Origin of the sequence: Pseudomonas sp. MWU12-2020 (assembly GCF_023100605.1) — a bacterium.
In the GTDB taxonomy this organism is placed as follows: Bacteria; Pseudomonadota; Gammaproteobacteria; order Pseudomonadales; family Pseudomonadaceae; genus Aquipseudomonas; species Aquipseudomonas fluorescens_H.
In genome coordinates, this window is record NZ_JALMEX010000003.1 from 1 (window position 1) to 22,722 (window position 22,722).

Sequence of the window (22,722 nt, forward strand, 5' to 3'; positions counted from 1 at the left end):
CTTTATAAAATAGCCGCGTTGCTGCGCTGGGCTTGCTTGAGGTAGGCAGTCAGTTCCCGGGCAGGCAGCGGCTTGCTGTAGTGGTAACCCTGACCTTCGTGACAGCCTTCAGAGATGATGTAGGACTCTTGCTCGGCGGTTTCAACGCCTTCGGCAATCACCTGCATGCCCAGGCTTTTGCCCAGTTGGATGATCGCGCGAACGATGGTCGCATCGTCGTCGTCATCCAGCAGATCCTGAACGAAGCTCTTGTCGATCTTGATCTTGTCCAGCGGCAGGCTTTTCAGATAACTCAGCGATGAGTAGCCGGTGCCGAAGTCGTCGATGGCGATCAGCGCCCCGGAACGACGCAGGCTCAGCAGATGTTGGGCGGCGGTGCTGATGTCTTCCATCAGGCCGGTTTCGGTGACTTCCAGCTCTAGGCTGCGCGGCGGCAAACGGTAGATCTGCAGCAGGTTGTTGACCACTCGCGGCAACTCGGCGTGGTGCAGTTGCACGGTGGACAGGTTGACCGCCATGCGCAGATCGACGAAGCCCTGATCGTGCCATTCGCGCAATTGCTTGCAGGCCTGATCCAGCACCCATTCGCCGATGGCGATGATCGTGCCGTTCTGCTCGGCCAACGGGATGAACAGGTCCGGCGGCACCAGACCGTGCTCCGGGTGCTGCCAGCGAATCAGCGCTTCGACCCCGACCACGCGGTGATCGCGGTAGCTGATCTGCGGTTGATAGACGAGGTAGAACTGATCGCGAATCAGCGCGTCACGCAGGTCTTTTTCCAGTTCGCGGCGCCGACGCATCTCGCTGTCGACACTGGCGATGTAGAACTGATAACGGTTGCGCGAACGGGTCTTGGCCAGCGTCATGGTCTGCTCGGCCTTCTGCAATAGCTTCTCGGTGCTGTCGCCGTCCTCGGGGAACAGGGTGATGCCGATGGTCGCGCGCAGGCGGATTTCCTGATGGTCGAGGGCAAACGCCGCTTCCAGATCATCGAGGATGCTTTGCGCCAGCTCTGCCGCTTCGTAAGGTTGTTCGATATCGGCCTGCACCAGCGCAAACTGGTCGCCGCCCAGACGGGCGAGGGCACCCAGGCGACCGCTATGGCCGCGCAGGCGGTCGGCCAGCGCCAGCAGCAACTGGTCGCCGGTCTGGTAGCTGAACTGCTCGTTGATCCCTTTGAAATCGTCCAGGCCCACGCACAACACCGCGACCCGGCGTTGCAGCTTGCCGGCGTCGACCAGAATCTTGTCCAGTTGCTGCTGCAATTGCTGGCGGTTTGGCAGGCCGGTGAGGAAGTCGTACTGGGCCATGCGCAGCAGGCTGTTTTCCGCTTCGTGGCGCAGGTGCGTGTTGCGTTCGATGGATTCAAGCAACTGGTTGGCGGTGTTGATCCAGATGCCGAGTTCGTTCTTCTCGTTGCCCTTGATCTGCGGAATCTTGTGTTCGCTGGGGCGATCGGGATTGATTTCGGTCAGGTGCTCGATGATCCGCGACAGCGGCTTGGTCAGCAGCCAGTGATAGACCAGATACAGCACCAGGCCCATGGCCAGGGCGCGCAACACGCCGGAAATGAAAATGATCACCGAACTGACGATGAAACTCTCGCCATAGGTGGCGGTGTCGAGGGTGATGCTCAGGTCGCCGTAATACTCGCTGTACGGGCCGCGGCCAACCAGTTGGGTGGTGAAGGTGCGTTCCTGACCGAGGATCAGATCGGTCAGCCAACGGCTGTTGGAGTGCTGCAACTCGCGGGATTTTTGCGCGAGCATCGCTTCGTTGGGATGGCCGATGGAGGCCTGGCGCACGGCGTCGTCCTGGAACAGGCCTTCGATCACCTGCATGCCCATTTCCCGGTCCAGGCTGTACACGGCCTGAGTCGAGGGATCACGGAACATGTCGAGGATGCGCTGCGCATCGCCGGCCACCGCCTGGCGGGTTTTATAGGCATCGAAAACGATCTGGGCGCAGCTCAAGACCACGCCGACGATCAATGCCGAAAGGAGCACGACCCGGAGCAACTTCACCGACAAGCTGTTCTTGAGTTCCAGCTTCAAAGGGTTATTCCTTGTTCCGTGCGGGTAGCGTCAAGTTGCCATGAGTATTGGCAATCCCGTGTTGGCAGTCAAAGGGACAATCAAGCCCCGGAACATTTGCCCGTGGCCTTGGCCGAAATGCTGCTGTCTGGAGTCTCAGCTCTATTTGTACTGTGTCGGTAGTTTCGGCCCTCAACTTGAGCGGTACGGAACAAATTTTCACTGATTTGATGGTAGCCCGCTACGGCGCGGCGGCAAGAGGTCGAAGGCTGCTTTCGTTGTGGGAAAACGGCCTGAGTGGGATTCGATGCGGTGCGGCTTTTTTCGGGCATAAAAAAACCCGGCCATAGCCGGGTTTTTTATCTGGCGCGCAGCTTAAGCGGTGAAGGTTTTGCCTTCGAACTGCTCAGCAACGAACTTCCAGTTGACCAGGTTCCAGAACGCTTCAACGTACTTCGGACGCAGGTTGCGGTAGTCGATGTAGTAAGCGTGTTCCCAGACGTCGCAGGTCAGCAGCGGGGTGTCGCCGCTGGTCAGCGGGTTGCCGGCGCCGATGGTGCTGGCCAGAGCCAGGGAACCGTCAGCCTTCTTCACCAGCCAGCCCCAGCCGGAACCGAAGGTGCCGATCGAGGTTTTGCTGAACTCTTCCTTGAACTTGTCGAACGAACCGAAAGCCGCGTTGATGGCTTCAGCCAGTGCGCCGGTTGGTTGACCGCCGGCGTTTGGCGCCAGGCAGTTCCAGTAGAAAGTGTGGTTCCAGACCTGAGCGGCGTTGTTGAAGATGCCGCCCGAGGAAGTCTTGACGATCTCTTCCAGGGTCTTGCCTTCGAACTCGGTGCCTGGCACCAGGTTGTTCAGGTTCACGACATAGGTGTTGTGGTGCTTGTCGTGGTGAAATTCCAGGGTTTCCTTGGAAATGTGCGGCTGCAGGGCATCGTGTGCGTAAGGCAGCGGCGGCAATTCGAAAGCCATGATGATTCTCCTAATCAGGTCTGTTGCGGTGAGCGCAAGGCCGATCACGGGCGGCCAGAAATGCACCGACGAGTTTTTACTCTTTGCGGCGCAGGGTTCGGATCATAGCACCGGGGTCAAGGCTTAACCACGCAACAACTGTGTGGGATAGAGGTTCCAGAGCTGTTTGGAATAAATCACTGCGCCAATATCAATTGCCCTGCGACTGTAAACATCATCAACGCCACCACCAGATCGAGAATCCGCCAGGTACTCGGCCGCGCCAGCCATGGCGCAAGCCATGCGGCACCCAGTGCAAGAGTGAAAAACCACAGCAGCGACGCACTCGCCGCGCCCACGACATAAGCCCCCGGCACCGACTGCTGCGCACCGAGCGAGCCGATCAGCAACACCGTGTCCAGATAAACGTGCGGATTGAGCAACGTCACTGCCAGCGCGCTGAGCATCACCGCGCGCAACGAGCGTACGGTGTGGTTTTCGCCCTGATCCAGACTCTGTTTCGAGAACGCCCGGCGCAGCGCCTGGCTGCCGTACCAGATCAGAAAGACGGCGCCGCCCCAGCGCGCCACTGCGAGCAATGTCGGGTTCTGCGCCAACACCGTGGCCAGGCCGAAAACCCCGGCCGCCACCAGCAGCGCATCGCACGCCACACACAACGCCGCCACCGGCAGGTGATGTTCGCGCCGCAGACTTTGAGCCAATACAAAAGCATTCTGCGTGCCGATCGCCATGATCAACCCGAACGCCACCAGCAGGCCGTTCACATAGCTTTGCCACATAACGATTACTCCGCGTTGGCTGCGAGATCGCGCAGCACGTGCATGGCGCGTTCGGCGTCGGCCTGGCCGACAAACAAGTGGTCGTGGTAGTAACCGGCGATCACGTTGCAACTGATCCCGGCCTTGCCCAGTGCGCTGGCGAACGCAGCGGTGAGGCCGACCGCTTCCAGTGCCGAATGCACGTTGAGGGTGATCCACGCCGCGACATAATCGAAACTGAACCCGGCGTGTTCCGCCTCAGAGCGTTCGAGGATCACGGTCAGGCCTTCCTGTTCACGAAAGCTGCCGACAATCTCCAGACCGTTGGGCAACTGAGCGTCACGCAGGGTGCAGAACACGTATTCGCCGGCATTGAGCTGCGGGCTCATGCTGCGCAGCAACGTCGTGAGTGAGGTTTCGCCAGCCATTGCAGTGTTCCTTGATAAGAGTGCTTGCTGGCTATTCTCCGGTCGGAAGCTGTATAAGAAAAACCAATAGTGCTGATCGCTCATTAGGAAAACTGATGTTCGACTATAAATTGCTTTCCGCGCTGGCCGCTGTGGTCGAGCAGGCCGGATTCGAACGCGCCGCGCAGGTGCTGGGCTTGTCGCAATCGGCGATTTCCCAGCGGATCAAACTGCTGGAAGCGCGGGTCGGCCAACCGGTGCTGGTGCGCGGCACGCCGCCGTCGCCGACCGAGATTGGCCGGCGGCTGCTCAACCATGTGCAGCAGGTGCGCCTGCTTGAGCGTGACTTGCAGACCCTGGTGCCGGCGCTCGACGAAGAGGGCCTGCCGGAGCGTTTGCGCATCGCCCTCAACGCCGACAGCCTCGCCACCTGGTGGGCCGAAGCCGTGGGCGATTTCTGCGCCGAGCAGCATTTATTGCTGGATCTGGTGGTGGAAGATCAGACCGTCGGCCTCAAGCGCATGCGTGCCGGAGAAGTCGCGGCGTGTGTCTGTGCCAGCGAACGCCCGGTGGCCGGTGCGCGCAGTGTGTTGCTCGGGGCGATGCGCTATCGGGCGCTGGCCAGTCCGGCGTTCATCGAACGGCATTTTCCCGATGGCGTGCGTGCCGAACAGTTGCCGCGTACCCCGGCGCTGGTGTTCGGGCCGGACGATTTCCTCCAGCATCGCTACCTTGCATCGCTCGGTGTCGACGGTGGTTTCGAGCACCACTTGTGCCCGTCATCCGAAGGTTTTGTGCGTCTGACCGAAGCCGGGTTCGGTTGGGGACTGGTGCCGGAACTGCAAGTGCGCGAGCAGTTGCAACGCGGGACTTTGCGCGAACTGTTGCCAGATAAACCGATTGATGTGCCGTTGTACTGGCATCATTGGCGCAATGGCGGTCAGTTGCTGGGCTTGCTGACCGAACAATTGCTACGTTCTTCACCACGATGGCTGGTGCCCTTGGGCTGACGGTCAGCGTCAAGACAGACGTATCAGGTAAACGAAAGACATCGGAGCGTTACATGAAAATTCTGGTCACCGGCGCAAGCGGCTTCATTGGCGGGCGCTTTGCGCGTTTCGCCCTGGAGCAGGGCCTGGACGTGCGGGTCAACGGTCGCCGGGCCGAGAGCGTCGAGCATCTGGTGCGCCGTGGCGCCGAGTTCGTCCCGGGCGATCTCACCGATGCGGATCTGGTGCGCGACCTCTGCGCCGACGTCGAAGCCGTGGTGCACTGTGCCGGTGCCGTCGGCTTGTGGGGGCGTTATCAGGACTTTCATCAAGGCAACGTGCAGGTTACCGAAAACGTCGTCGAAGCCTGCCTCAAGCAGCGCGTGCGGCGGCTGGTGCATCTGTCGTCGCCGTCGATCTACTTCGATGGCCGCGATCACCTCGGCTTGACCGAAGAGCAAGTGCCCAAGCGCTTCAAGCATCACTACGCGGCGACCAAATACCTGGCCGAGCAAAAGGTCTTCGGCGCCCAGGAGTTCGGCCTCGAAACCATCGCCCTGCGCCCGCGTTTCGTCACCGGTGCCGGCGACATGAGCATCTTCCCGCGCCTGCTGAACATGCAGCGCAAGGGGCGTCTGGCGATCATCGGCGACGGCCTGAACAAGGTCGACTTCACCAGCGTGCAGAACCTCAACGAAGCGCTGCTCAGCAGTCTGCTGGCGGCCGGTTCCGCGTTGGGCAAGGCCTACAACATCAGCAATGGCGCGCCGGTACCGTTGTGGGATGTGGTCAATTATGTGATGCGCAAAATGGAAGTGCCGCAGGTCACCAAATACCGCTCGTACGGTCTGGCCTACAGCGTTGCGGCGCTCAACGAAGGCGTGTGCAAACTCTGGCCGGGACGCCCGGAGCCGACCCTGTCGCGGCTGGGCATGCAGGTCATGAAGAAAAATTTCACCCTCGACATCAGTCGCGCCCGGCATTATCTGGACTACGATCCGAAAGTCAGCCTGTGGTCGGCCCTCGACGAGTTCTGTGGCTGGTGGAAAGCTCAGGACATCCGTTGATACAAGTCGCCCGGCCGGCAATGAACCGCACTGCCGCTTGAGGGTCAATCCCTGCGGCTGCGGCGGTTATACTTCGCAGCATTCAGCCATCACCGCGTTCCACAAAGGTTGCCTCAATGTCCATGCGTAACGATGCCAACGACGATTTCGACGATGTACCGAGCCTGCGGGCCGACACCTTTGACGACGATGACATTCCGCCGACCGCCCGCACTTCCGTGCATTCGCGCACGCCGCCGGTAGTCAAGGTCAAGGCCGCGAGCACCGGGCCGTTGTGGGCGCTGGTTGGCGCGCTGTTCTTTGCTTTCATCGGTCTGGCCTGGTGGAGCTTCCAGCAGATTTCGCTGATGGAGCAGCAACTGGTGGCCACCCAGGAAAGCTTTGCGCGCATCAGCGAGGAAGCGGCGGGGCGCCTGCAGGATATTTCCGGCAAGGTCGTCGCCAGCCAGAGCAACGTCAACAGCGACAGCGAAGCCTTGAAGCAACAGATCAAACAGCTGGAAACCCAGTTGCTGGATCAAAGTAAACAGCAGCAAGGCGTGGTCGGTCAGACCAGCGATCTGGACAAGCGTCTGGCGCAGATGACCGCGCAGACCACCGAACAACAGAACGCCAATACCCAGTTGCAGGCTCAGGTCAAAGCCCTGAGTGCGGAACTGGCAACCCTGAAAAACGCCCCGGTCGACACCGGCAAGTTCGATGCGCAGCTCAAGAGCCTGAGTGCCGACATTGCCGCGCTGAAGAAGCAAGGCAACCCGAGCGCGGCGATCGAGCGTCTGGAGCAGGAAATCATCGTCCTCAAGAGTGAACAGGACAACCGCCCGGCCGCTGCGCAGGGTGGCGGCAGTACCGCCGAGTTCGATGCATTCCGCGGCCAGATGACCCGCAACATCAACACCCTGCAGGCGCAGATCCAGAACTTGCAGCAGCAGATCAATGCCCGGCCATAGGGCCGGAGTCAGGAACCTTTGTGGCGAGGGAGCTTGCTCCCGCTGGAGTGCGAAGCGCTCCCCTGCTTTCGTTCAGGTAGAGCGCACTTGCAGGTTTTGCGACTGCTTCGCAGCCGAGCGGGAGCAAGCTCCCTCGCCACAGGGGATACCGCAACTTCTCGATTCATCTTCGACCGCCATCCGACCCCAAGCCGTCTACGCTCTTGAAACACCAACAAGAACGAGGGATGCGTTATGGGGTTTTTGCATAAAGTGGCGTGGCTCTGTGTGATGCTTTTTGTGGGGGCGGGACAGGTCAACGCTGCCACCGCGCAAAAGGATGACAGCAAGGCCGCCATTGCGCTGCTGGAAAAGGCCCTGGCTTATTACCACGACAATGGCGACAAGGCCTTCGCCGCGTTCAGCCGTCAGGGCGAGTTTGTCGACAAGGATCGCTACGTGTTCGTGGTCGATACCAAAGGCGTGATGCTCGCCAGTGGTGGCCCATCCTCAGCGTTGATCGGCCGTGACGTCAGCGAGGTGCTTGCGCCGGATTTGCAGAAAGCCTTCAAGGACGCCTTGCTGGTGCCGGAAGGCAACGGCATTCAACAGGCCGAATACCGCTGGCAGAACTGGGCGGACGGCAAGGTCGAGCGCAAACATGTGTATTACCAGCGCATCGGTCAGCGCATTCTGGCGGTCGGTTATTACCTGCCGCGTGCTTCAGCCGAACAGGCCAAGGCACTCCTCGACAAGGCTGCAACCGATCTGGGGAAAAACGAGAAGGGCACCCTGACGGCCATCAACTCGCTCAAGGGCGGTTATCTGCAGGATGACTTGTATGTATTCGTCGTCGATTTGAACACCCAGCGCTACGTTGCCCACGGCACCAACCTGCGCCTGATCAATACCGATTTCAGCAAGATCAAGGACCCGGAAGGCAAACCGGTGGGCGAGCCGATTCTGGCGCTGATCGCCAAGCAGGATGACGGCGAATACGAATACCGCTGGAAAAATCCGGTGACCGGCAAGGTCGAGGACAAGCATGCCTACCTGAAAAAGGTCGGGCATTTTCTGGTGGCGGTGGGTTACTACAGCCCTTGAAAATACCTTTGCCCCCCTGTGGGAGCGAGCCTGCTCGCGAAGGCATAGTGTCAGCTGACATCACAGTTGAATGACACACTGCTTTCGCGAGCAGGCTCGCTCCCACAGGTTTTCATGGCACCTGTTCCTATTTGGCGCCGTGCTCCCGCCCGCGCAGCAACTTGTTCGGCATCGCAATTGCCGCCGCCAGCCCCAGCAGCGACACCGCCGTACTCACCCACAGCAAATGGCGGAACGTCACCGAAAGCTCGGCGCGCAGGGAGTTCTGTGCATCACCCGGGGCGGCGTTCAAACCGTCGAGCAGCACATTGCCCGAATGCCCCTCGCTGATCAGCGCGTTGCTCGCCAGATGGGCAAAACTCGAGTCCTGCAAAAAGGCCAGCAACAGCGCCGACATCAACGCCACGCCCACCGCGCCGCCCAGCGAGCGGAACAGGTTGGTGGTGCTGGTGGCGACGCCGATGTCGCGCTGATCCACCGAGTTCTGCGTGCCGACCAGTGAGGTCGGGAACTGCATGCCGCCGGCAATCCCGCTGAGCAGCATGAACAGGCTGCTGACCAGCGTCGCGTCCGGTGGGCTGAACGCCATGCCGAGAATCGAGATCGGCATCAGCAGCGCGCCAGTGAGAATCTGTGGTTTGTAACGGCCGGTGACCGAGGTGCGGCGTCCGGCGAAATAAGCGCCAATCGGCAGCCCCATCGCCAGCGGCAGCAAGTGCAACGCCGCCGCATCGGCCCCGGCGCCGGTGACGCTCTGGAAGCGCAACGGCATCAGCACGATCAGCGAGATCGCCTGGAAACTGGTGAAGAAAATCGTGCACCAGCACAGCAACGCATTGCGGTTGGTGAACAGGTGCATCGGCAGCAGCGGCTCACGCGCCCGGCGTTCATGCCAGACGAACACCGCCAGTACCAGCACTGCACAGGCAAACAAGCCGAGCACTTCGCTGCTGCGCCACGAATGGCCCTGACCGACCTGAGTGATGCCCAGCAGCAGGGCGGTCAAACCGATGATCATCAGCAGCGTGCCGAGGTAGTCGATAATCGGCTTGCGCTGCGGAATCGGCAGCCCGCGCAGATTGCGATTGGCAACCCACCAGGCGCCGAGTCCCAGCGGCAGGTTGATCAGGAACACCCAGCGCCACGACAGGTATTCGGTCATGTAGCCGCCGAGCACCGGCCCGGCGACGCTGGCGACCGCGTACATGCTGCTGAAGTAACCCTGATAACGGCCGCGTTCGCGGGGCGGGACGATGTCGCCGATGATCGCCTGACTGACCGAAATCATCCCGCCGGCGCCGATGCCCTGGAGAATCCGCGCCAGCACCAGTTGTTCCATGCTTTGCGCCATGCCGCAAAACAGCGAGGCGAGGGTGAACAGGCCCATGCCGAACAGCATCAGTTTGCGCCGCCCGTACAGGTCGCCGAGCTTGCCGTAGATCGGCACGGCCACAGTCATCGCCACCATGTACCCGGAAATCACCCAGGCCAGCAGGCTGACATCCTTGAATTGTGCGGAGATGGCGGGCATCGAGACGGCGACGATGGTCTGGTCCAGCGCGCCGAGAAAGATCGCCAGCATCAGCGCGACCAGCACGCTGCGAATGGCCGGTTTGGGTGTTTCAGGCTGGTGAAGATTGGTCACGGGCGAAACCTGCGGGCAGTGAGAGTCCCGCGGATCGTCAGGCGAGCGGGAATGCTCGCCAGTGTAAGTCGGTAGGAAGCTATTCGATAGCCTCATAAGGAAGTCCGACGTAATTTTCTGCAATGGTTTTTCGCCCCGCTTCTGAACTGACAAAGTAGTCGAGTTCCGAGGCGCTGATGCGCTGACTGAAATCATCGTGTTCGTCGAAGCGATGCAGCATCGAGGTCATCCACCAGGAAAAGCGTTCGGCTTTCCATACCCGGCGCAGGCAGATTTCCGAGTATTTCTCCAACAAGTCCGTGCGTCCTTCGCGGTAAACCTTCAGCAAGATATTGAACAAAGTGCTGACGTCACTGGCCGCCAGATTCAGGCCCTTGGCGCCAGTGGGCGGGACGATATGCGCGGCATCGCCAAGCAGAAACATCCGCCCGTACTGCATCGGCTCGACGACAAAACTGCGCAGCGGCGCGATGCTTTTTTCAATCGACGGGCCAGTCACCAGTTTTTCGGCAAGCGCCGTGGGCAAGCGGGTTTTGAGTTCATCCCAAAAGCGCTGATCGGACCAGTCGGCGACATTTTCCTCGGCCGGCACTTGCAGGTAGTAACGGGTGCGAGTGGCCGAGCGCATGCTGCACAGGGCGAAGCCGCGTTCATGACGGGCGTACACCAGCTCTTCGTGCACCGGCGGCGTGTCGGCGAGAATCCCCAGCCAGCCGAACGGATAGACCCGCTCGAAAACCTTCAGGCAGTCTTCGGGAATCGACTGCCGGGCCACGCCGTGAAAACCATCGCAACCGGCAATGTAGTCGCAGTCGACGCGCCAGGTTTCCCCGTCCTTTTCGAAAGTGACAAAGGCCTCGTCGCTTTTCATGCCGTGAGGAACGACATCGCTCGCTTCATAAAACGACAGCGCCCCGGCCTCCCGACGAGCGGCCATCAGGTCGCGAGTGACTTCGGTCTGGCCGTAAACCATCACGGTTTTTCCGCCGGTCAAACCCTGCAGATCGATGTGTGCCAGACGTCCATCCAATGCCAGATCGAAGCCGGTGTGCACCAACCCTTCGGCATCCATGCGCGCACCCACCCCGGCCTGACGCAACAGCTCTACCATGCCTTGTTCAAGCACCCCGGCGCGAATTCGCCCGAGCACGTAATCGGGTGTCTGGCGTTCGACAATCAGGGTGTCGATACCAGCGTTGTGCAACAACTGACCGAGGAGCAATCCGGACGGACCGGCGCCGATGATGGCGACTTGGGTTTTCAGCGTTTTCATTGTTTTTATGACTCGCAAGCTTCACGCGACGGGAGCCGGTGAATGATTTTTATGGATCGAGTGCTTGCATTTTTCCCTTGCGGGTCTGTCAATTGAAGGTGAAAACTGAGCCGATACCTGTACATTCTGCCAATCGGTGCGATTATCGCCCGCAACCTCGAGGCCTGGATTGAAGTGATGAACAAGCCTGACCTGCCTTCGATTCCGGTGTTCAAGCTCTACGGTGAAAGCCTGGACTGGCCGACCCCTGACTTGCTGCACTGTGAAACCATTTCCAAACGCAGCCGCGAACATCAATGGGAAATCAAACCCCACCGCCACGCCGATTTGTGCCAGTTGCTCTTCGTCTTCAAAGGTCAGGCAGAGCTTGAAATCGAAGGTCAACGCACGCAGCTCAACGAACCCGCCATTCAAGTCCTGCCACCGTTGTCGGTGCATGGCTTCCGCTTTTCCGAGGACGTCGAAGGATTCGTCGTCACCCTCGCCAATCCGTTGATCAATCACTTGCAAGCGCAACTGGGCAATTCGGTACACGCACTGGCCCAGGCCGAGCACTATCCGGCGGGCAAGGATGCGGAGTACCTGAACAGTCTGTTTTCAGCGTTGCAGGCCGAGTACAACGGCCATCAGCCAGCGCGGGAAATGCTCATGCATTCGCTGGTCAGCGTGATCATGGTCTGGGTCAGCCGACAGGCGATCGTGCGCCATAACGCCAGCCAGCGACCGCAACGCCAGCGCGAATACCTCAACGGGTTCATTCAATTGGTGGAGGAGACTTACCGCCAGCATGTGAAGGTCGAAGACCTCGCCCATCGCCTGGGGATTTCGGTGTCGCACCTCAACGGCACCTGCCGGGAACTGGCAGGGCAGCCGGCGCTGCAGATCATGCACGAACGCCAGTTGCTGGAAGCCAAACGTTTGCTGACCTACACCAGCATGACCATTTACGAGATGTCGGAGTTGTTGGGGTTTTCCGATCCGACCAACTTCACGCGCCTGTTCCGGCGCCGGGTGGGGATATCGCCAAAGGCCTTCCGCGACCGGCTGAAGGCCGAGCAGTGATCTTGTAAACGCTGCGGTCTCCTGTGGGAGGGGGCTTGCTCCCGAAAGCGGTCTATCAGTTTGCATCAATGCTGAATGACACACCGCATTCGGGAGCAAGCCCCCTCCCACAGGATCGCACTGCAACTCAGGTCAATCAGCGCAATGCATTAAGCGTCGCGTTATGCGGAATGCAGCGCTCGAAATTGCAACTTGCGAACTCGCGGGGCAGTTGTCGCAGTTGCTCGACCCGCCAGGCCGCGGTGCCGTACAGCGCCAGCGTAGCGGCGCAGGTGATGAAAATCGCGAAGTACCTTCTTGTTCTGATGTTCATGGCGTTGACCTCTGAACGCATACCCTGCGGTATTACTTTCAGCATAGGTCAGCGGTACAGAGTTGCCAGCCACGGCTCCCGCGTAGGTGACATACCTTCAGCACACGGATGACACCTGTGGGAGCGGGCTTGCTCGCGAAGGCGGTGTGTCAGTCTGGATTGCCCTCGACTGACACGACGCATTCGCGAGCAAGCCCGCTCCCACAGGAATACCGGATTTACAGGCCAATATCCCATTTGGGATTTTCCGGGAATCGTTCGACGAGAAAATCCAGCATGCTGCGCAGCGCCGCCGGCATGTGTTTGCGTGACGCATACACCGCGTAGATGTTCATCTGCCGTGGCTCGGCATCCGGCAGCAGACGTACCAGTTCACCGGCATGCACGTGAACCCCGGCCTGATAGGTCGGCAGCATCGCCACTCCCGCGCCGGCCAGCGTCGCCCGCAACAGGGTGCTGGCCTCATTGGCGCTGATGTTGCCCTGCACCGGCACCGACACCTGTTCGCCGTCCTCCTCGAAATGCCACAGGCTCTTGCCGAAATACGAGTGCGTGAGGCAGTTGTGTCGGCTCAGGTCCTCGACCCGCTGCGGTGGCGGGTTGTCGCGCAAATAAGCCGGTGCGGCGCAGACCACTGAGCGGCATACGGTCAGGCGTCGGGCGATCAGGTTCGGGTCCAGGTCATTGCTGGTGCGGATCGCCAGGTCGATGCGCTCATCCACCAGGTTCACCGTGCGGTCGAGCATCTGCAGATCGATGCTGACCCCGGGGTAACGTTTGACGTACGCCGCCATCGCATCGGCCAGTTGCGCCTGGCCGAACGAGGTGCTGACGCTGATACGCAGCAATCCTCGCGGTGCATCGTGCGGTTCACTGACTGCTGCCTGCATATCCGTCGAAAGTTCGAGCATCTGCCGACAGCGCGGCAGGATTTCACTGCCGGCGGCGGTCAGGCTCAACTTGCGCGTGGTGCGGTGCATCAGACGCGCGCCGACCCAGTCTTCCAGCTCCGCCAGATAGCGCGACACCACCGGCCGTGACAGGTCCAGATGATCGGCGGCCGCCGACTGACTGCCCAGATCCACCACCGTGACAAACACCCGCATTGCTTGAAGACGATCCATGATTTGCCCGCTTTCAGAAACAAACTATGTCCAAGCATCGCATTTTTTGTACCGAGTCAGGCAACTAAGCTCTGTCCCATCGCCAACCACGGCATTCGGACCACGGAGCAACAGATGATCGGCTTCACTACCCTCAAGCGCGTTTTGCTGGCCACCGCCACCCTCGGTTTCGCGGCTCACGCCGCTGCCGCCAACCTGACCCTGGATGTTTACAACCCGGGCACCAATGCGATCTTCCCGGTGACCTCGGTGCTGGTCAGCGGCGAGAAAGACGCGATCCTGGTCGACGCGCAATTCGGCAAGGCCCAGGCCGAGCAGGTGGTGGAAAAGATCCGCGCCAGCGGCAAGCACCTGACCACCATTTACATCAGCCACGGTGACCCGGATTACTACTTCGGCCTCGACACCCTGACTCAGGCTTTCCCCGACGCCACCGTGCTGGCCTCGCAGCCGACCGTCGATCACATCAAAGAGACCGTCGACGGCAAACTCGCCTTCTGGGGCCCGAAAATGGGCGCGGACGTGCCGGCCAAAACCATCGTGCCGGGCGTGCTCAAGGGCGACAGCCTGATGCTCGAAGGGCAGAAGTTGCAGGTGGTGGGACTTGAAGGCAAACAACCGGATCGCAGCTTCGTGTGGATTCCGTCGCTCAAGGCTGTGGTCGGTGGCGTCGTGGTCGCCGAGAACATTCATGTGTGGATGGCTGATACCCAGACCGCGCAATCCCACGCCGACTGGCTGCAAACCCTGCACTCGATCGAAACCCTGAAGCCGAAAACCGTGGTGCCGGGTCACTATCTGGGCGAGAGCAGCCGCTCGCTGGCCAGCGTGAAATTCACCGCCGACTACATTAAGGCTTTCGACGAAGAAACCGCCAAGGCCAAGGATTCCGCCGCACTGATCAAGGCCATGCAAAAACGCTACCCGAAACTCGGCGAAGAAAGCTCGCTGGAGCTGAGCGCCAAAGTCGCCAAGGGCGAGATGAAGTGGTAACCCGATTGATCTGAAACAGAGGTCGAGAGGACTTTTGTGGCGAGGGAGCTTGCTCCCGCCCGCCTGCGCAGCAGGCATAAACCTGCCAATGCGTTGTATCTGAAACGGGCGGGGAGTGCTTCGCCCTCCAGCGGGAGCAAGCTCCCTCGCCACAGGGAATACCGCTTCAAGATTAGATTTATGCCGTCGTTGAAACTCTCAAGCCAACTGGAGAATGTCATGAGCAAGATCGCAATCATTGGTGCCACCGGCCGTGCCGGTAGCCAACTGCTGGAAGAAGCCCTGCGTCGCGGCCATAGCGTCACCGCCATCGCCCGCGATACCTCGAAGATCGGCAACCGTGCCGGTGTGGTCAGCAAGAATGTCGATGTGCTGGATTCGGCGGCGCTGCAAGCCGCCGTCGCCGGTCAAGACGTGGTGATCAGCGCCGCGCATTTCGCCACCGTACCGGCCAGTGCCGTGGTCGGCCCGGTGAAACAGGCGGGCGTGAAGCGTCTGCTGGTGGTCGGGGGGGCCGGTTCGCTGTTGCTGCCGGACGACACCCGAGTGATCGACAGCGCGGGTTTCCCCGCCGAATACAAAACCGAGGCCAGTGCGGGGGCGGCGTTTCTCGATGCCTTGCGTCAGGAGCAGGATCTGGACTGGACCTTCCTCTCGCCATCGGCAGAGTTTGTCGAAGGTGAGCGCACCGGCACCTTCCGCGTCGGCAAGGATCACTTGCTGGTGAGTGCCGAAGGTCGTAGCTGGATCACCTTCGCCGGTTACGCGATCGCGCTGATCGACGAAGTGGAAACGCCGAAGCATTCGCGTCAGCGGTTTACGGTCGGCTACTAAGCAACGACGCGGAACAAATGTGGGAGCGGGCTTGCTCGCGAAGCCGGTGTGTCAGCGACATTTGAAGTGACTGACACTCCGCCTTCGCGAGCAAGCCCGCTCCCACAGGGGTATTTGTTTGTTTCAGCGGGTATGCGCCTGTTCCACCAGCCAGATCATCAACTCCTCCAACTGCGGCGATGCTTCCCCACCCTGCGGCATCACCACGTAATACCCCAGCCCCGTCTTCACCTTCAACTCAAACGGCATCACCAGCCGCCCCGCGCGCAGGTCATCGCCGATCAGCGACCAGTCGCCAATCGCCACACCCGTCCCGTGGGAGGCCATCGACATCGCCTGATCCAGCGTCTCGAAATGCTGCCCCGTGTCGACGTTGCTCAATTGCAACCCGGCGGCTGTCAGCCACACGGTCCAGTCCTGGATATCGTGGGTGGGATGCAGCAGCAGATGCTGTTGCAGATCGGCCGGTTCGCTCAGCGCCGGTGGGCCCTTCAATAGCGCTGGCGAACAGACTGGCGTCAGTTGTTCATCGAACAGATGCAGGGCGGTCGACGAATTGTCCGGTGGCGTGCCGTAGATCACCGCGGCATCGAATGGCTCACGCTGAAAGTCCACGCCGTGGGCCAGTGTGGTGGTCAGTTTGACCGGCACATCCGGGCGTTCCTTTTGCCACTGCAGCAGGCGCGGCACCAGCCAGCGCATCACGCAGCTCGGCGCCTTGAGTTGCAGGGTTTGCCGCTTGAGACCGATCTGCTCGGTCGCTTCGCTGATCAGGCCAAAGATCTTCTCCACCCGTGGCAGCCACTCACGTCCTTCAGCGGTCAGCTCAAGGCCTCGGGCCAGGCGAATGAACAATTCATAACCGAGATGATCCTCCAGCCCGGCGATCTGCCGGCTCACTGCGCCCTGGGTGATGTGCAACTGCTCGGCCGCCCGGGTGAAGTTGCAGCACTGCGCGGTGATCAGAAACGTGTGCAGGGCGGGCAGGGGAGGCAGTCGTTTCATGGGGATCCAAGGTATGACGTGAGGACATGGCTAGTATGACTTTTAATCGATTGTTGCCGCTACTCGCCGCCCGTTCAATGACGCCATGTTCAGGTCATGTGGGAGCGAGCCTGCTCGCGAAGGCTGTTTCACAATCAGCATTGATGTTGGGCTGATCCAGCGCTTTCGCGAGCAGGCTCGCTCCCACACGGGATCTGTGTTTTTAGCTGACAAAAGGGCAATCGGCATGGCGACGTGTGGCGAAGTACTGGTCAAGTTACTCGAAGGTTACGGGGTCGAGCAGGTGTTCGGCATTCCCGGGGTGCACACCGTTGAGCTGTATCGCGGGCTGGCCCGTTCGCGCATCAACCACGTCACTCCACGGCATGAACAGGGTGCCGGTTTCATGGCCGACGGCTACGCGCGCACCAGCGGCAAACCGGGTGTGTGCTTCATCATCACCGGCCCGGGCATGACCAACATCACCACCGCGATGGGGCAGGCGTACGCCGACTCGATCCCGATGCTGGTGATCTCCAGCGTGCAGACCCGCAGCCAGTTGGGCGGCGGTCGTGGCAAGCTTCACGAGTTGCCGAACCAGAGCGCGCTGGTCGGCGGTGTCGCGGCGTTCTCCCATACCCTGATGTCCGCTGCGGAATTGCCGGGCGTGCTGGCCCGTGCCTTCGCCCTGTTTCAGGCCGGGCGTCCACGTCCGGTGCACATCGAAATTCCGTTGGACGTGCTGGTCGAAGAGGCCGATGAATTGCTCGGCAGTGTTCCGGTGAACATCGATCGTGCCGGTGCGGCACCGAGTGCCGTCAGCCGCATGACTGAGCTGCTGGCCAACGCCCGGCGTCCGCTGATTCTCGCTGGCGGCGGTGCCATCGACGCCGCCCCCGAGCTGACCCGACTGGCCGAGCGCCTCGATGCCCCCGTAGCACTGACCATCAACGCCAAAGGCATGTTGCCGTCGAACCACCCGCTGCTGATCGGCTCGACGCAAACGCTGGTCGCGACCCGTGCACTGGTGGCCGATGCCGACGTGGTGCTGGCGATCGGCACCGAGCTGGCGGAGACCGATTACGACGTGACCTTCGCCGGTGGTTTCGAGATCCCCGGCAAGTTGCTGCGCATCGACATCGACGCCGATCAAACCGTGCGCAACTATCCGCCGCACGTGGCGTTGGTCGCCGATTCGCGCAACGCCGCGCAAGCGCTGCTCAGTGCGCTGGCACAGCAAAAACTCGCCGAACGCAGCAGCGATTGGGGCCAGGTTCGCGCCGCACAACTGCGCACTGAACTGGCCGCAAGCTGGGATGCGCCGACCCTGGCCCAGACCCTCTTTCTCGACACTGTGCTTGATGAACTGCCGGATGCGGTGTTCGTCGGCGATTCCACGCAACCGGTGTACACCGGCAACCTCACGTTCAACCCGGATCACCCGCGTCGCTGGTTCAATTCGTCCACCGGTTACGGCACCCTCGGTTACGCCTTGCCGGCGGCGATCGGCGCATGGCTCGGCGGCCGCATCAAGGGCGGCGCGCGCCCGCCAGTGGTGTGCCTGATCGGCGATGGCGGTTTGCAGTTCACCCTGCCGGAACTGGCCAGTGCGGTTGAAGCACGCACGCCGGTGATCGTCCTGCTGTGGAATAACCAGGGCTACGAAGAGATCAAGAAGTACATGGTCAACCGTGCCATCGAGCCGGTTGGCGTCGATATCTACACCCCGGATTTCATCGGCGTCGCCAAGGCCCTGGGCTGCGCCGCCGAAGCGATCAGCTCGGTTGAACAGCTGCGTGGTGCGCTGCGTGCCGCCACTGATCGTCAGGGCCCGACCCTGATTGAAATCGACCAGACTCAATGGATGCAGGCGGTGGCCAAATGATCAATTTCCCAACCACACTCGATGGCCTGTACATCAACGGCCAATGGTCTGCCGGTCGCGAGCATCTGCGGGTGATCAACCCGGCCACCGAAGCGCTGCTGACCACGGTCAATGGCGGCGATGAAAGCGCGGTTGATCTGGCCGTCAGCGCAGCCACTGACGCGTTCAAGAGCTGGTCGAAAACCAGCGGTGCCGAGCGCGGCGCGATCCTGCGCAACATCGCCAATGGCGTGCGCAACGGTCGCGATCACCTGATGCAGCTGCAGTCGAGCAATAACGGCAAACCGCAGTTCGAAGCGTCCATCGACGTCGATGATGTGATCGCCACGTTCGAGTATTACGCCGAACTCGCCGAAGGTCTCGACGCGCAACAGGACTGCAATGTGCCGCTGCCCAGCGACGACTTCAGTGCGCGTCTGCGGCGTGAGCCGTGTGGTGTGGTCGGGCTGATCGTGCCGTGGAATTTCCCGATGGTCACCACCGCGTGGAAACTCGCGCCGGCGCTGGCTGCCGGTTGCTGCGTGGTGTTGAAACCGTCGGAAGTCACGCCGCTGCCGGAGCTGGAACTGGCGGCGATCATCGCCGAATCCGGTCTGCCCCAAGGCGTGTTCAACCTGGTGTGCGGCACCGGTCTGGCGGTCGGTGCGCCGCTGTCGGCGGATCCGCGCATCGCCAAGATTTCCTTCACCGGCAGCAATGCGGTCGGCGTGCAAGTGATGCAACGCGCCGCCGAAACCGTGAAGGGCGTGAGCCTGGAGCTGGGTGGCAAATCTTCGCTGCTGGTGCTGGCCGATGCCGATCTGGAACTGGCGGTGGAGCTGGCCTGTGGCGGCGGTTTTTTCAACGCCGGGCAGATGTGTTCGGCCACCAGTCGGGTGTTGGTCGCCGATGAGCTGGCCGACGAATTCCTTATCCGTTTGCAGGCCCGCGCGGAAAAAATCCGCGTGGCCGATCCGTTCGATCCTGAAGTGGAGATCGGCGCGCTGGTCAATCAGGCGCAGTACCAGCGCGTGCTCGGCCACATCGATCGCGGCTTGAGCGCCGGGGCGAAATTGATCTGCGGCGGCAATCGTCCGGCGGATCTGCCACGCGGGTATTTCCTGCAGCCGACGGTGTTCACCGAGGTGCCCCTCGACAGTGCGTTGTGGTGTGAAGAGATCTTTGGCCCGGTGCTCTGCGTGCGCAGCTTCTCTTCAGAAGCCGAGGCGATTGCCTTGGCCAACGACAGCCAGTTCGGGCTGGTCGCCAGTGTGGTGACTCGCGATGCGGTTGCGGCAGATCGGGTGGCGAATGCGTTGCAGGCCGGGCTGGTGTGGATCAACTCGCCGCAGGTTATCTTTCCGCAGACCGCCTGGGGTGGCTACAAGCAGAGCAGCATCGGCCGCGAGTTGGGGCCTTGGGGGTTGTCTGCGTTTCAGGAGATCAAGCACGTGATCCGGGCGCTCTGAACGGCGTGTCGGGTCTTGGCGATCTGATCCGGATTTTTTGCTGAGCATTCCGGCCTCTTCGCGAGCAAGCTCGCTCCCACATTGGATGTGTGATCAACACTAGTCCACTGTGGGAGCGGGCTTGCTCGCGAAAGCGTCAGCCGCAGCAGAGCAGATTCCGGATCAGACCGACTGCCGCAACCGCGCCAGATCCCGCAACGGCGGCGCGCCAAACAAGCGGCTGTACTCGCGGCTGAACTGCGACGGGCTTTCATAGCCCACGCGATAGCCCGCCGCCGACGCTTCCAGCCCTTCAGCCAGCATCAGGCGTCGCGCCTCTTGCAGGCGCAGCTGCTTCTGGTACTGCAACGGACTCATCGCCGTCATTGCCTTGAAACGGTGATGCAGGGTCGAGACGCTGAGGTTCACTTCCTTCGCCAGATCATCGATGCGCAGCGGCTGCTCGAAGTTGCCGTTGAGCCATTTGATCGCCTGGCTGATGCGGTGGCTCTGGCTGTTGGCAATCGCGATTTCATACAAGCGATGACCCTGCGGACTGCGCAGCAGGCGATAGAGAATCTCCCGGCGAATCAGTGGCGCGAGCATGGCGATGTCTTTCGGCGCGTCGAGCAGGCGCGCCAGCCGCAGCACCGCGTCGAGCATCGCACTGTCGATCTGCTCGACATACAGACCGCGTCCCGTGGGCCGGGTCGGTACCCCCATCGGGCCGGCGTCGGCGATCAGTGCGGTGATTTCCGCCGGGTCGATGTCCAACCGCACAGCGAGGATCGGCTCCTCCGGCGAGACATTCACCACCCGTCCGCTGAGCGGCATCGAGACCGAGACCACCAGGTAATTCAGCGGATCGTAATTGAAGTACTCATCCGCCAGCCGCACCTCTTTCCGACCCTGAGCCATGATGCACAGCGCCGGTTGCGCCAGTACCGGGGCGAAGTCGTGGGATTGGGTGTGGCGCGACATGAACAGCGAGCCGATGGCGGTCGCATAACTGCCATCGTCGGTGGTGTTGCGACGGATGATCGCCGCGAGTTCTGCGCGCTGTTTTTCCATGTCGGCATCGGGCGGGGCTTGGAAACGATCGAATGACGTCATGCACGGCATCCTCGGCAAGGGATCTGGAATGGGGCAGAGCATAAGTTTGTGCAAGCGCGAGCGGTAGACACATCCTGTCAAATGCTTGCCTGATTCTGCATGGGCTGGTTTTGCGCGTCGGCCATCAGCCCGCGACCGCCACCTTACCCCTTGCGGCGAATACCCCTGTAGGAGCTGCCGCAGGCTGCGATCTTTTGATTTTAAAAGCGAAAGTCAAAAGATCGCAGCCTGCGCCAACTCCTACACAAAACGCGTATGACAGGGGTGTGACAGGGTTTTAGTGGTGGTTGCCGGACTTTTGTACAGTCTCGCAGGATTGTGCAACGCAGCGGCAGGAATCGACTAACGGCGCCTTGTGCGCGGCCCTTAACCTTGGATCCTGTCGCAGCCCGTCCCCCGGCTGCCACGCGACTCCCTGGGAGGGTTGAACATGTCCAAGCAGATTCCCGTCAGTCATATGGCTTTCGTTCGAGCGCGCGCCGGACGCTCCGCTGAACTCGGTGTGCGCCTCAGTGCCTTGATCGAACCGTCGCGCGCCGCCCCCGGTTGCCTGAGCTTTGCCCTGCAGCATTCGCAATGCGATCCGGAGCTGTGGCTGGTCTCCGGTTTCTGGAGCCATCAACAGGCGATGACCGCGTATTTCAACAGTCCGTCGATGCAGATCTTCGCCGAGTTGGTTCAGGACCTGGTGGTCAACAGCCTGGATTTCCACACCTTCAAAGAGGTGTCGGCGGCGCAGGCGCTCGGACAATGTCCGGCACCGATACACAAACTCGCCGGTTGAGGGTTTAATGTCCGGCTTATTCGTCTGAGCCAGGATGTGTGCCATGGCACGTAAAGAGTTTGAACACTTCGAAGCAGTCTCCGCAGTCGTCCCCGTCGAGTTGGGCGGCAACAAGGGTTATCACGCGGCAATCGCGGTCAAGGCTCTGGTCGATGGCGGTGCGCCACGCTTCCACAAACTGCTGGGTGATCAGGTGTTTCCCGGCGCCATCGCTGCCGATGACGCGGCGACCCAGGAGCTGGACCGCCTCAAGGGTGTCACCGATGACGCCGAGCTGATCTGGTAACTGCGCTTACTTGCCCGCACCCGGACGCCACATCTTGAACAGGGCTTCAGGCCCCAACTGGAAATAATCCGCCGGCCCGCCGCCGCGCAGAATCGGTTCTGCCGCGGCGGTGTCGTAGATCCCGTCCTTCAACAGCCACTTGGCGATATGCACGGCGACCACTTCGCCGAGAATCAGCCAGCTCGGCACGGTTTCGCCATCGGCGCGCTGCAACTGAATGATCTGTGTGACCTTGCATTCGAAGGACACCGGGCTTTCGGCTACCCGTGGCACTGCAATCACCTTCGACGCCACCGGCGTCAGCCCGGCCAATTCAAACTCGTTGACCTCAGGCGCGACCATCGCGCAGCTCTGGTTCATCTGCTCGGCCAGCGGCCGGGTGGCGAGGTTCCAGGCGAATTCACCGGTCTGCTCGATGTTGTTCAGGCTGTCTTTGCGCCCGACACTGGAAAAACCAATGATCGGCGGAATGTAGTTGAACGCGTTGAAGAAGCTGTAAGGCGCCAGATTCAGCTGGCCGTGGGCATCCTGCGAAGAAATCCAGCCGATGGGGCGCGGGCCGACGATGGCGTTGAACGGATCGTGGGGCAGGCCGTGGCCGTTGGCGGGTTCGTAGTAGTGGATGTCATCGGACATGGTGAATGAATTCCTGAGGCTGCGTTTCGGATGCGGCCATAGTGCAAGGACGCTCCGCGTATTTCCAGTCAAACGCTGATCCCCCTGTAGGAGCTGCCGAAGGC

At 61.1% G+C, this 22,722-nt stretch carries 22 protein-coding genes; 11 read left to right on the forward strand and 11 right to left on the reverse strand.

All coding sequences use genetic code 11. The annotated features are described in order from the left end of the window. Window positions 1–2: 2 nt before the first annotated feature. The 4 genes from M0814_RS07405 to M0814_RS07420 form a co-directional block, all read right to left on the reverse strand. Window positions 3–2,054, reverse strand: a complete 2,052-nt coding sequence (locus M0814_RS07405) for a bifunctional diguanylate cyclase/phosphodiesterase (protein ID WP_003227662.1) — start codon at window positions 2,052–2,054, stop codon at window positions 3–5. 354 nt (window positions 2,055–2,408) lie between these two features. Beyond that, window positions 2,409–3,005: a Fe-Mn family superoxide dismutase gene (locus M0814_RS07410; protein WP_003227660.1), complete on the reverse strand. Its 597-nt coding sequence runs from the start codon at window positions 3,003–3,005 to the stop codon at window positions 2,409–2,411. A 176-nt stretch (window positions 3,006–3,181) separates the two neighbouring features. Continuing rightward, window positions 3,182–3,784, reverse strand: a complete 603-nt coding sequence (locus tag M0814_RS07415; RefSeq protein ID WP_103486325.1) for a LysE/ArgO family amino acid transporter — start codon at window positions 3,782–3,784, stop codon at window positions 3,182–3,184. Window positions 3,785–3,789: 5 nt separating this feature from the next. Further along, a complete protein-coding gene (locus M0814_RS07420) occupies window positions 3,790–4,191 on the reverse strand; it encodes an ACT domain-containing protein (protein ID WP_003227657.1) in 402 nt (133 codons plus the stop codon). A gap of 95 nt (window positions 4,192–4,286) precedes the next feature. On the opposite strand from M0814_RS07420, the gene M0814_RS07425 reads away from it, so the two are divergent. From M0814_RS07425 to M0814_RS07440, 4 genes are all read left to right on the forward strand, one after another. After that, window positions 4,287–5,180: a LysR family transcriptional regulator ArgP gene (locus M0814_RS07425; RefSeq protein WP_103486324.1), complete on the forward strand. Its 894-nt coding sequence runs from the start codon at window positions 4,287–4,289 to the stop codon at window positions 5,178–5,180. A 53-nt stretch (window positions 5,181–5,233) separates the two neighbouring features. Next, window positions 5,234–6,226: an NAD-dependent epimerase/dehydratase family protein gene (locus M0814_RS07430; protein WP_103486323.1), complete on the forward strand. Its 993-nt coding sequence runs from the start codon at window positions 5,234–5,236 to the stop codon at window positions 6,224–6,226. A gap of 116 nt (window positions 6,227–6,342) precedes the next feature. Next, the gene (locus tag M0814_RS07435) at window positions 6,343–7,176 is read left to right on the forward strand and encodes an ATPase (protein ID WP_103486322.1); all 834 of its coding nucleotides are present in this window, start codon (window positions 6,343–6,345) and stop codon (window positions 7,174–7,176) included. A 234-nt stretch (window positions 7,177–7,410) separates the two neighbouring features. Next, window positions 7,411–8,259 (forward strand): cache domain-containing protein, encoded by an 849-nt coding sequence (locus tag M0814_RS07440; protein WP_103486321.1) that lies wholly within the window; start codon window positions 7,411–7,413, stop codon window positions 8,257–8,259. A 127-nt stretch (window positions 8,260–8,386) separates the two neighbouring features. Here the strand turns inward: M0814_RS07440 and M0814_RS07445 are convergent, their stop codons facing one another. Further along, window positions 8,387–9,904, reverse strand: coding sequence for an MDR family MFS transporter (locus M0814_RS07445; protein ID WP_103486320.1), 1,518 nt, complete (start codon window positions 9,902–9,904; stop codon window positions 8,387–8,389). A 79-nt stretch (window positions 9,905–9,983) separates the two neighbouring features. Continuing rightward, window positions 9,984–11,177 carry a 4-hydroxybenzoate 3-monooxygenase gene (gene pobA, locus M0814_RS07450; RefSeq protein WP_103486319.1) on the reverse strand — a complete coding sequence of 398 codons (1,194 nt, stop codon included), beginning with the start codon at window positions 11,175–11,177 and terminating at the stop codon, window positions 9,984–9,986. A 177-nt stretch (window positions 11,178–11,354) separates the two neighbouring features. Here pobA and M0814_RS07455 point away from each other — a divergent pair, with 177 nt between their 5' ends. Further along, window positions 11,355–12,239 (forward strand): helix-turn-helix domain-containing protein, encoded by an 885-nt coding sequence (locus M0814_RS07455; protein WP_103486318.1) that lies wholly within the window; start codon window positions 11,355–11,357, stop codon window positions 12,237–12,239. 136 nt (window positions 12,240–12,375) lie between these two features. Here the strand turns inward: M0814_RS07455 and M0814_RS07460 are convergent, their stop codons facing one another. Beyond that, on the reverse strand, window positions 12,376–12,552 hold the full coding sequence (locus tag M0814_RS07460; RefSeq protein WP_003227641.1) for a hypothetical protein: 177 nt from the start codon (window positions 12,550–12,552) through the stop codon (window positions 12,376–12,378). A gap of 218 nt (window positions 12,553–12,770) precedes the next feature. After that, on the reverse strand, window positions 12,771–13,676 hold the full coding sequence (locus tag M0814_RS07465; protein ID WP_218565911.1) for a LysR family transcriptional regulator: 906 nt from the start codon (window positions 13,674–13,676) through the stop codon (window positions 12,771–12,773). A 114-nt stretch (window positions 13,677–13,790) separates the two neighbouring features. On the opposite strand from M0814_RS07465, the gene M0814_RS07470 reads away from it, so the two are divergent. Both M0814_RS07470 and M0814_RS07475 read left to right on the forward strand, forming a co-directional pair. Continuing rightward, on the forward strand, window positions 13,791–14,669 hold the full coding sequence (locus tag M0814_RS07470; RefSeq protein ID WP_045122608.1) for an MBL fold metallo-hydrolase: 879 nt from the start codon (window positions 13,791–13,793) through the stop codon (window positions 14,667–14,669). A 219-nt stretch (window positions 14,670–14,888) separates the two neighbouring features. After that, window positions 14,889–15,503, forward strand: a complete 615-nt coding sequence (locus M0814_RS07475) for an NAD(P)-dependent oxidoreductase (protein WP_103486316.1) — start codon at window positions 14,889–14,891, stop codon at window positions 15,501–15,503. A 123-nt stretch (window positions 15,504–15,626) separates the two neighbouring features. On the opposite strand, the gene M0814_RS07480 is transcribed toward M0814_RS07475, so the two are convergent. Then, a complete protein-coding gene (locus M0814_RS07480) occupies window positions 15,627–16,508 on the reverse strand; it encodes a LysR substrate-binding domain-containing protein (RefSeq protein ID WP_103486315.1) in 882 nt (293 codons plus the stop codon). A 226-nt stretch (window positions 16,509–16,734) separates the two neighbouring features. Between M0814_RS07480 and M0814_RS07485 the strand changes: the two genes are divergently transcribed. Both M0814_RS07485 and M0814_RS07490 read left to right on the forward strand, forming a co-directional pair. After that, window positions 16,735–18,372 carry a 5-guanidino-2-oxopentanoate decarboxylase gene (locus M0814_RS07485; protein ID WP_103486314.1) on the forward strand — a complete coding sequence of 546 codons (1,638 nt, stop codon included), beginning with the start codon at window positions 16,735–16,737 and terminating at the stop codon, window positions 18,370–18,372. Further along, window positions 18,372–19,820 (forward strand): aldehyde dehydrogenase family protein, encoded by a 1,449-nt coding sequence (locus M0814_RS07490; RefSeq protein WP_177434689.1) that lies wholly within the window; start codon window positions 18,372–18,374, stop codon window positions 19,818–19,820. The genes M0814_RS07485 and M0814_RS07490 overlap by 1 nt, the downstream gene beginning before the upstream one ends. Window positions 19,821–19,982: 162 nt before the next feature. On the opposite strand, the gene M0814_RS07495 is transcribed toward M0814_RS07490, so the two are convergent. Next, on the reverse strand, window positions 19,983–20,912 hold the full coding sequence (locus tag M0814_RS07495; protein ID WP_003227633.1) for an AraC family transcriptional regulator: 930 nt from the start codon (window positions 20,910–20,912) through the stop codon (window positions 19,983–19,985). Window positions 20,913–21,342: 430 nt separating this feature from the next. On the opposite strand from M0814_RS07495, the gene M0814_RS07500 reads away from it, so the two are divergent. Then, window positions 21,343–21,696, forward strand: coding sequence for an antibiotic biosynthesis monooxygenase family protein (locus M0814_RS07500; RefSeq protein ID WP_003227631.1), 354 nt, complete (start codon window positions 21,343–21,345; stop codon window positions 21,694–21,696). A 43-nt stretch (window positions 21,697–21,739) separates the two neighbouring features. Continuing rightward, window positions 21,740–21,982, forward strand: coding sequence for a hypothetical protein (locus tag M0814_RS07505; RefSeq protein WP_103486312.1), 243 nt, complete (start codon window positions 21,740–21,742; stop codon window positions 21,980–21,982). 6 nt (window positions 21,983–21,988) lie between these two features. Here M0814_RS07505 and M0814_RS07510 read toward each other — a convergent pair whose 3' ends face one another. After that, window positions 21,989–22,618, reverse strand: coding sequence for a flavin reductase family protein (locus tag M0814_RS07510; protein WP_003227627.1), 630 nt, complete (start codon window positions 22,616–22,618; stop codon window positions 21,989–21,991). Window positions 22,619–22,722: the final 104 nt, after the last annotated feature.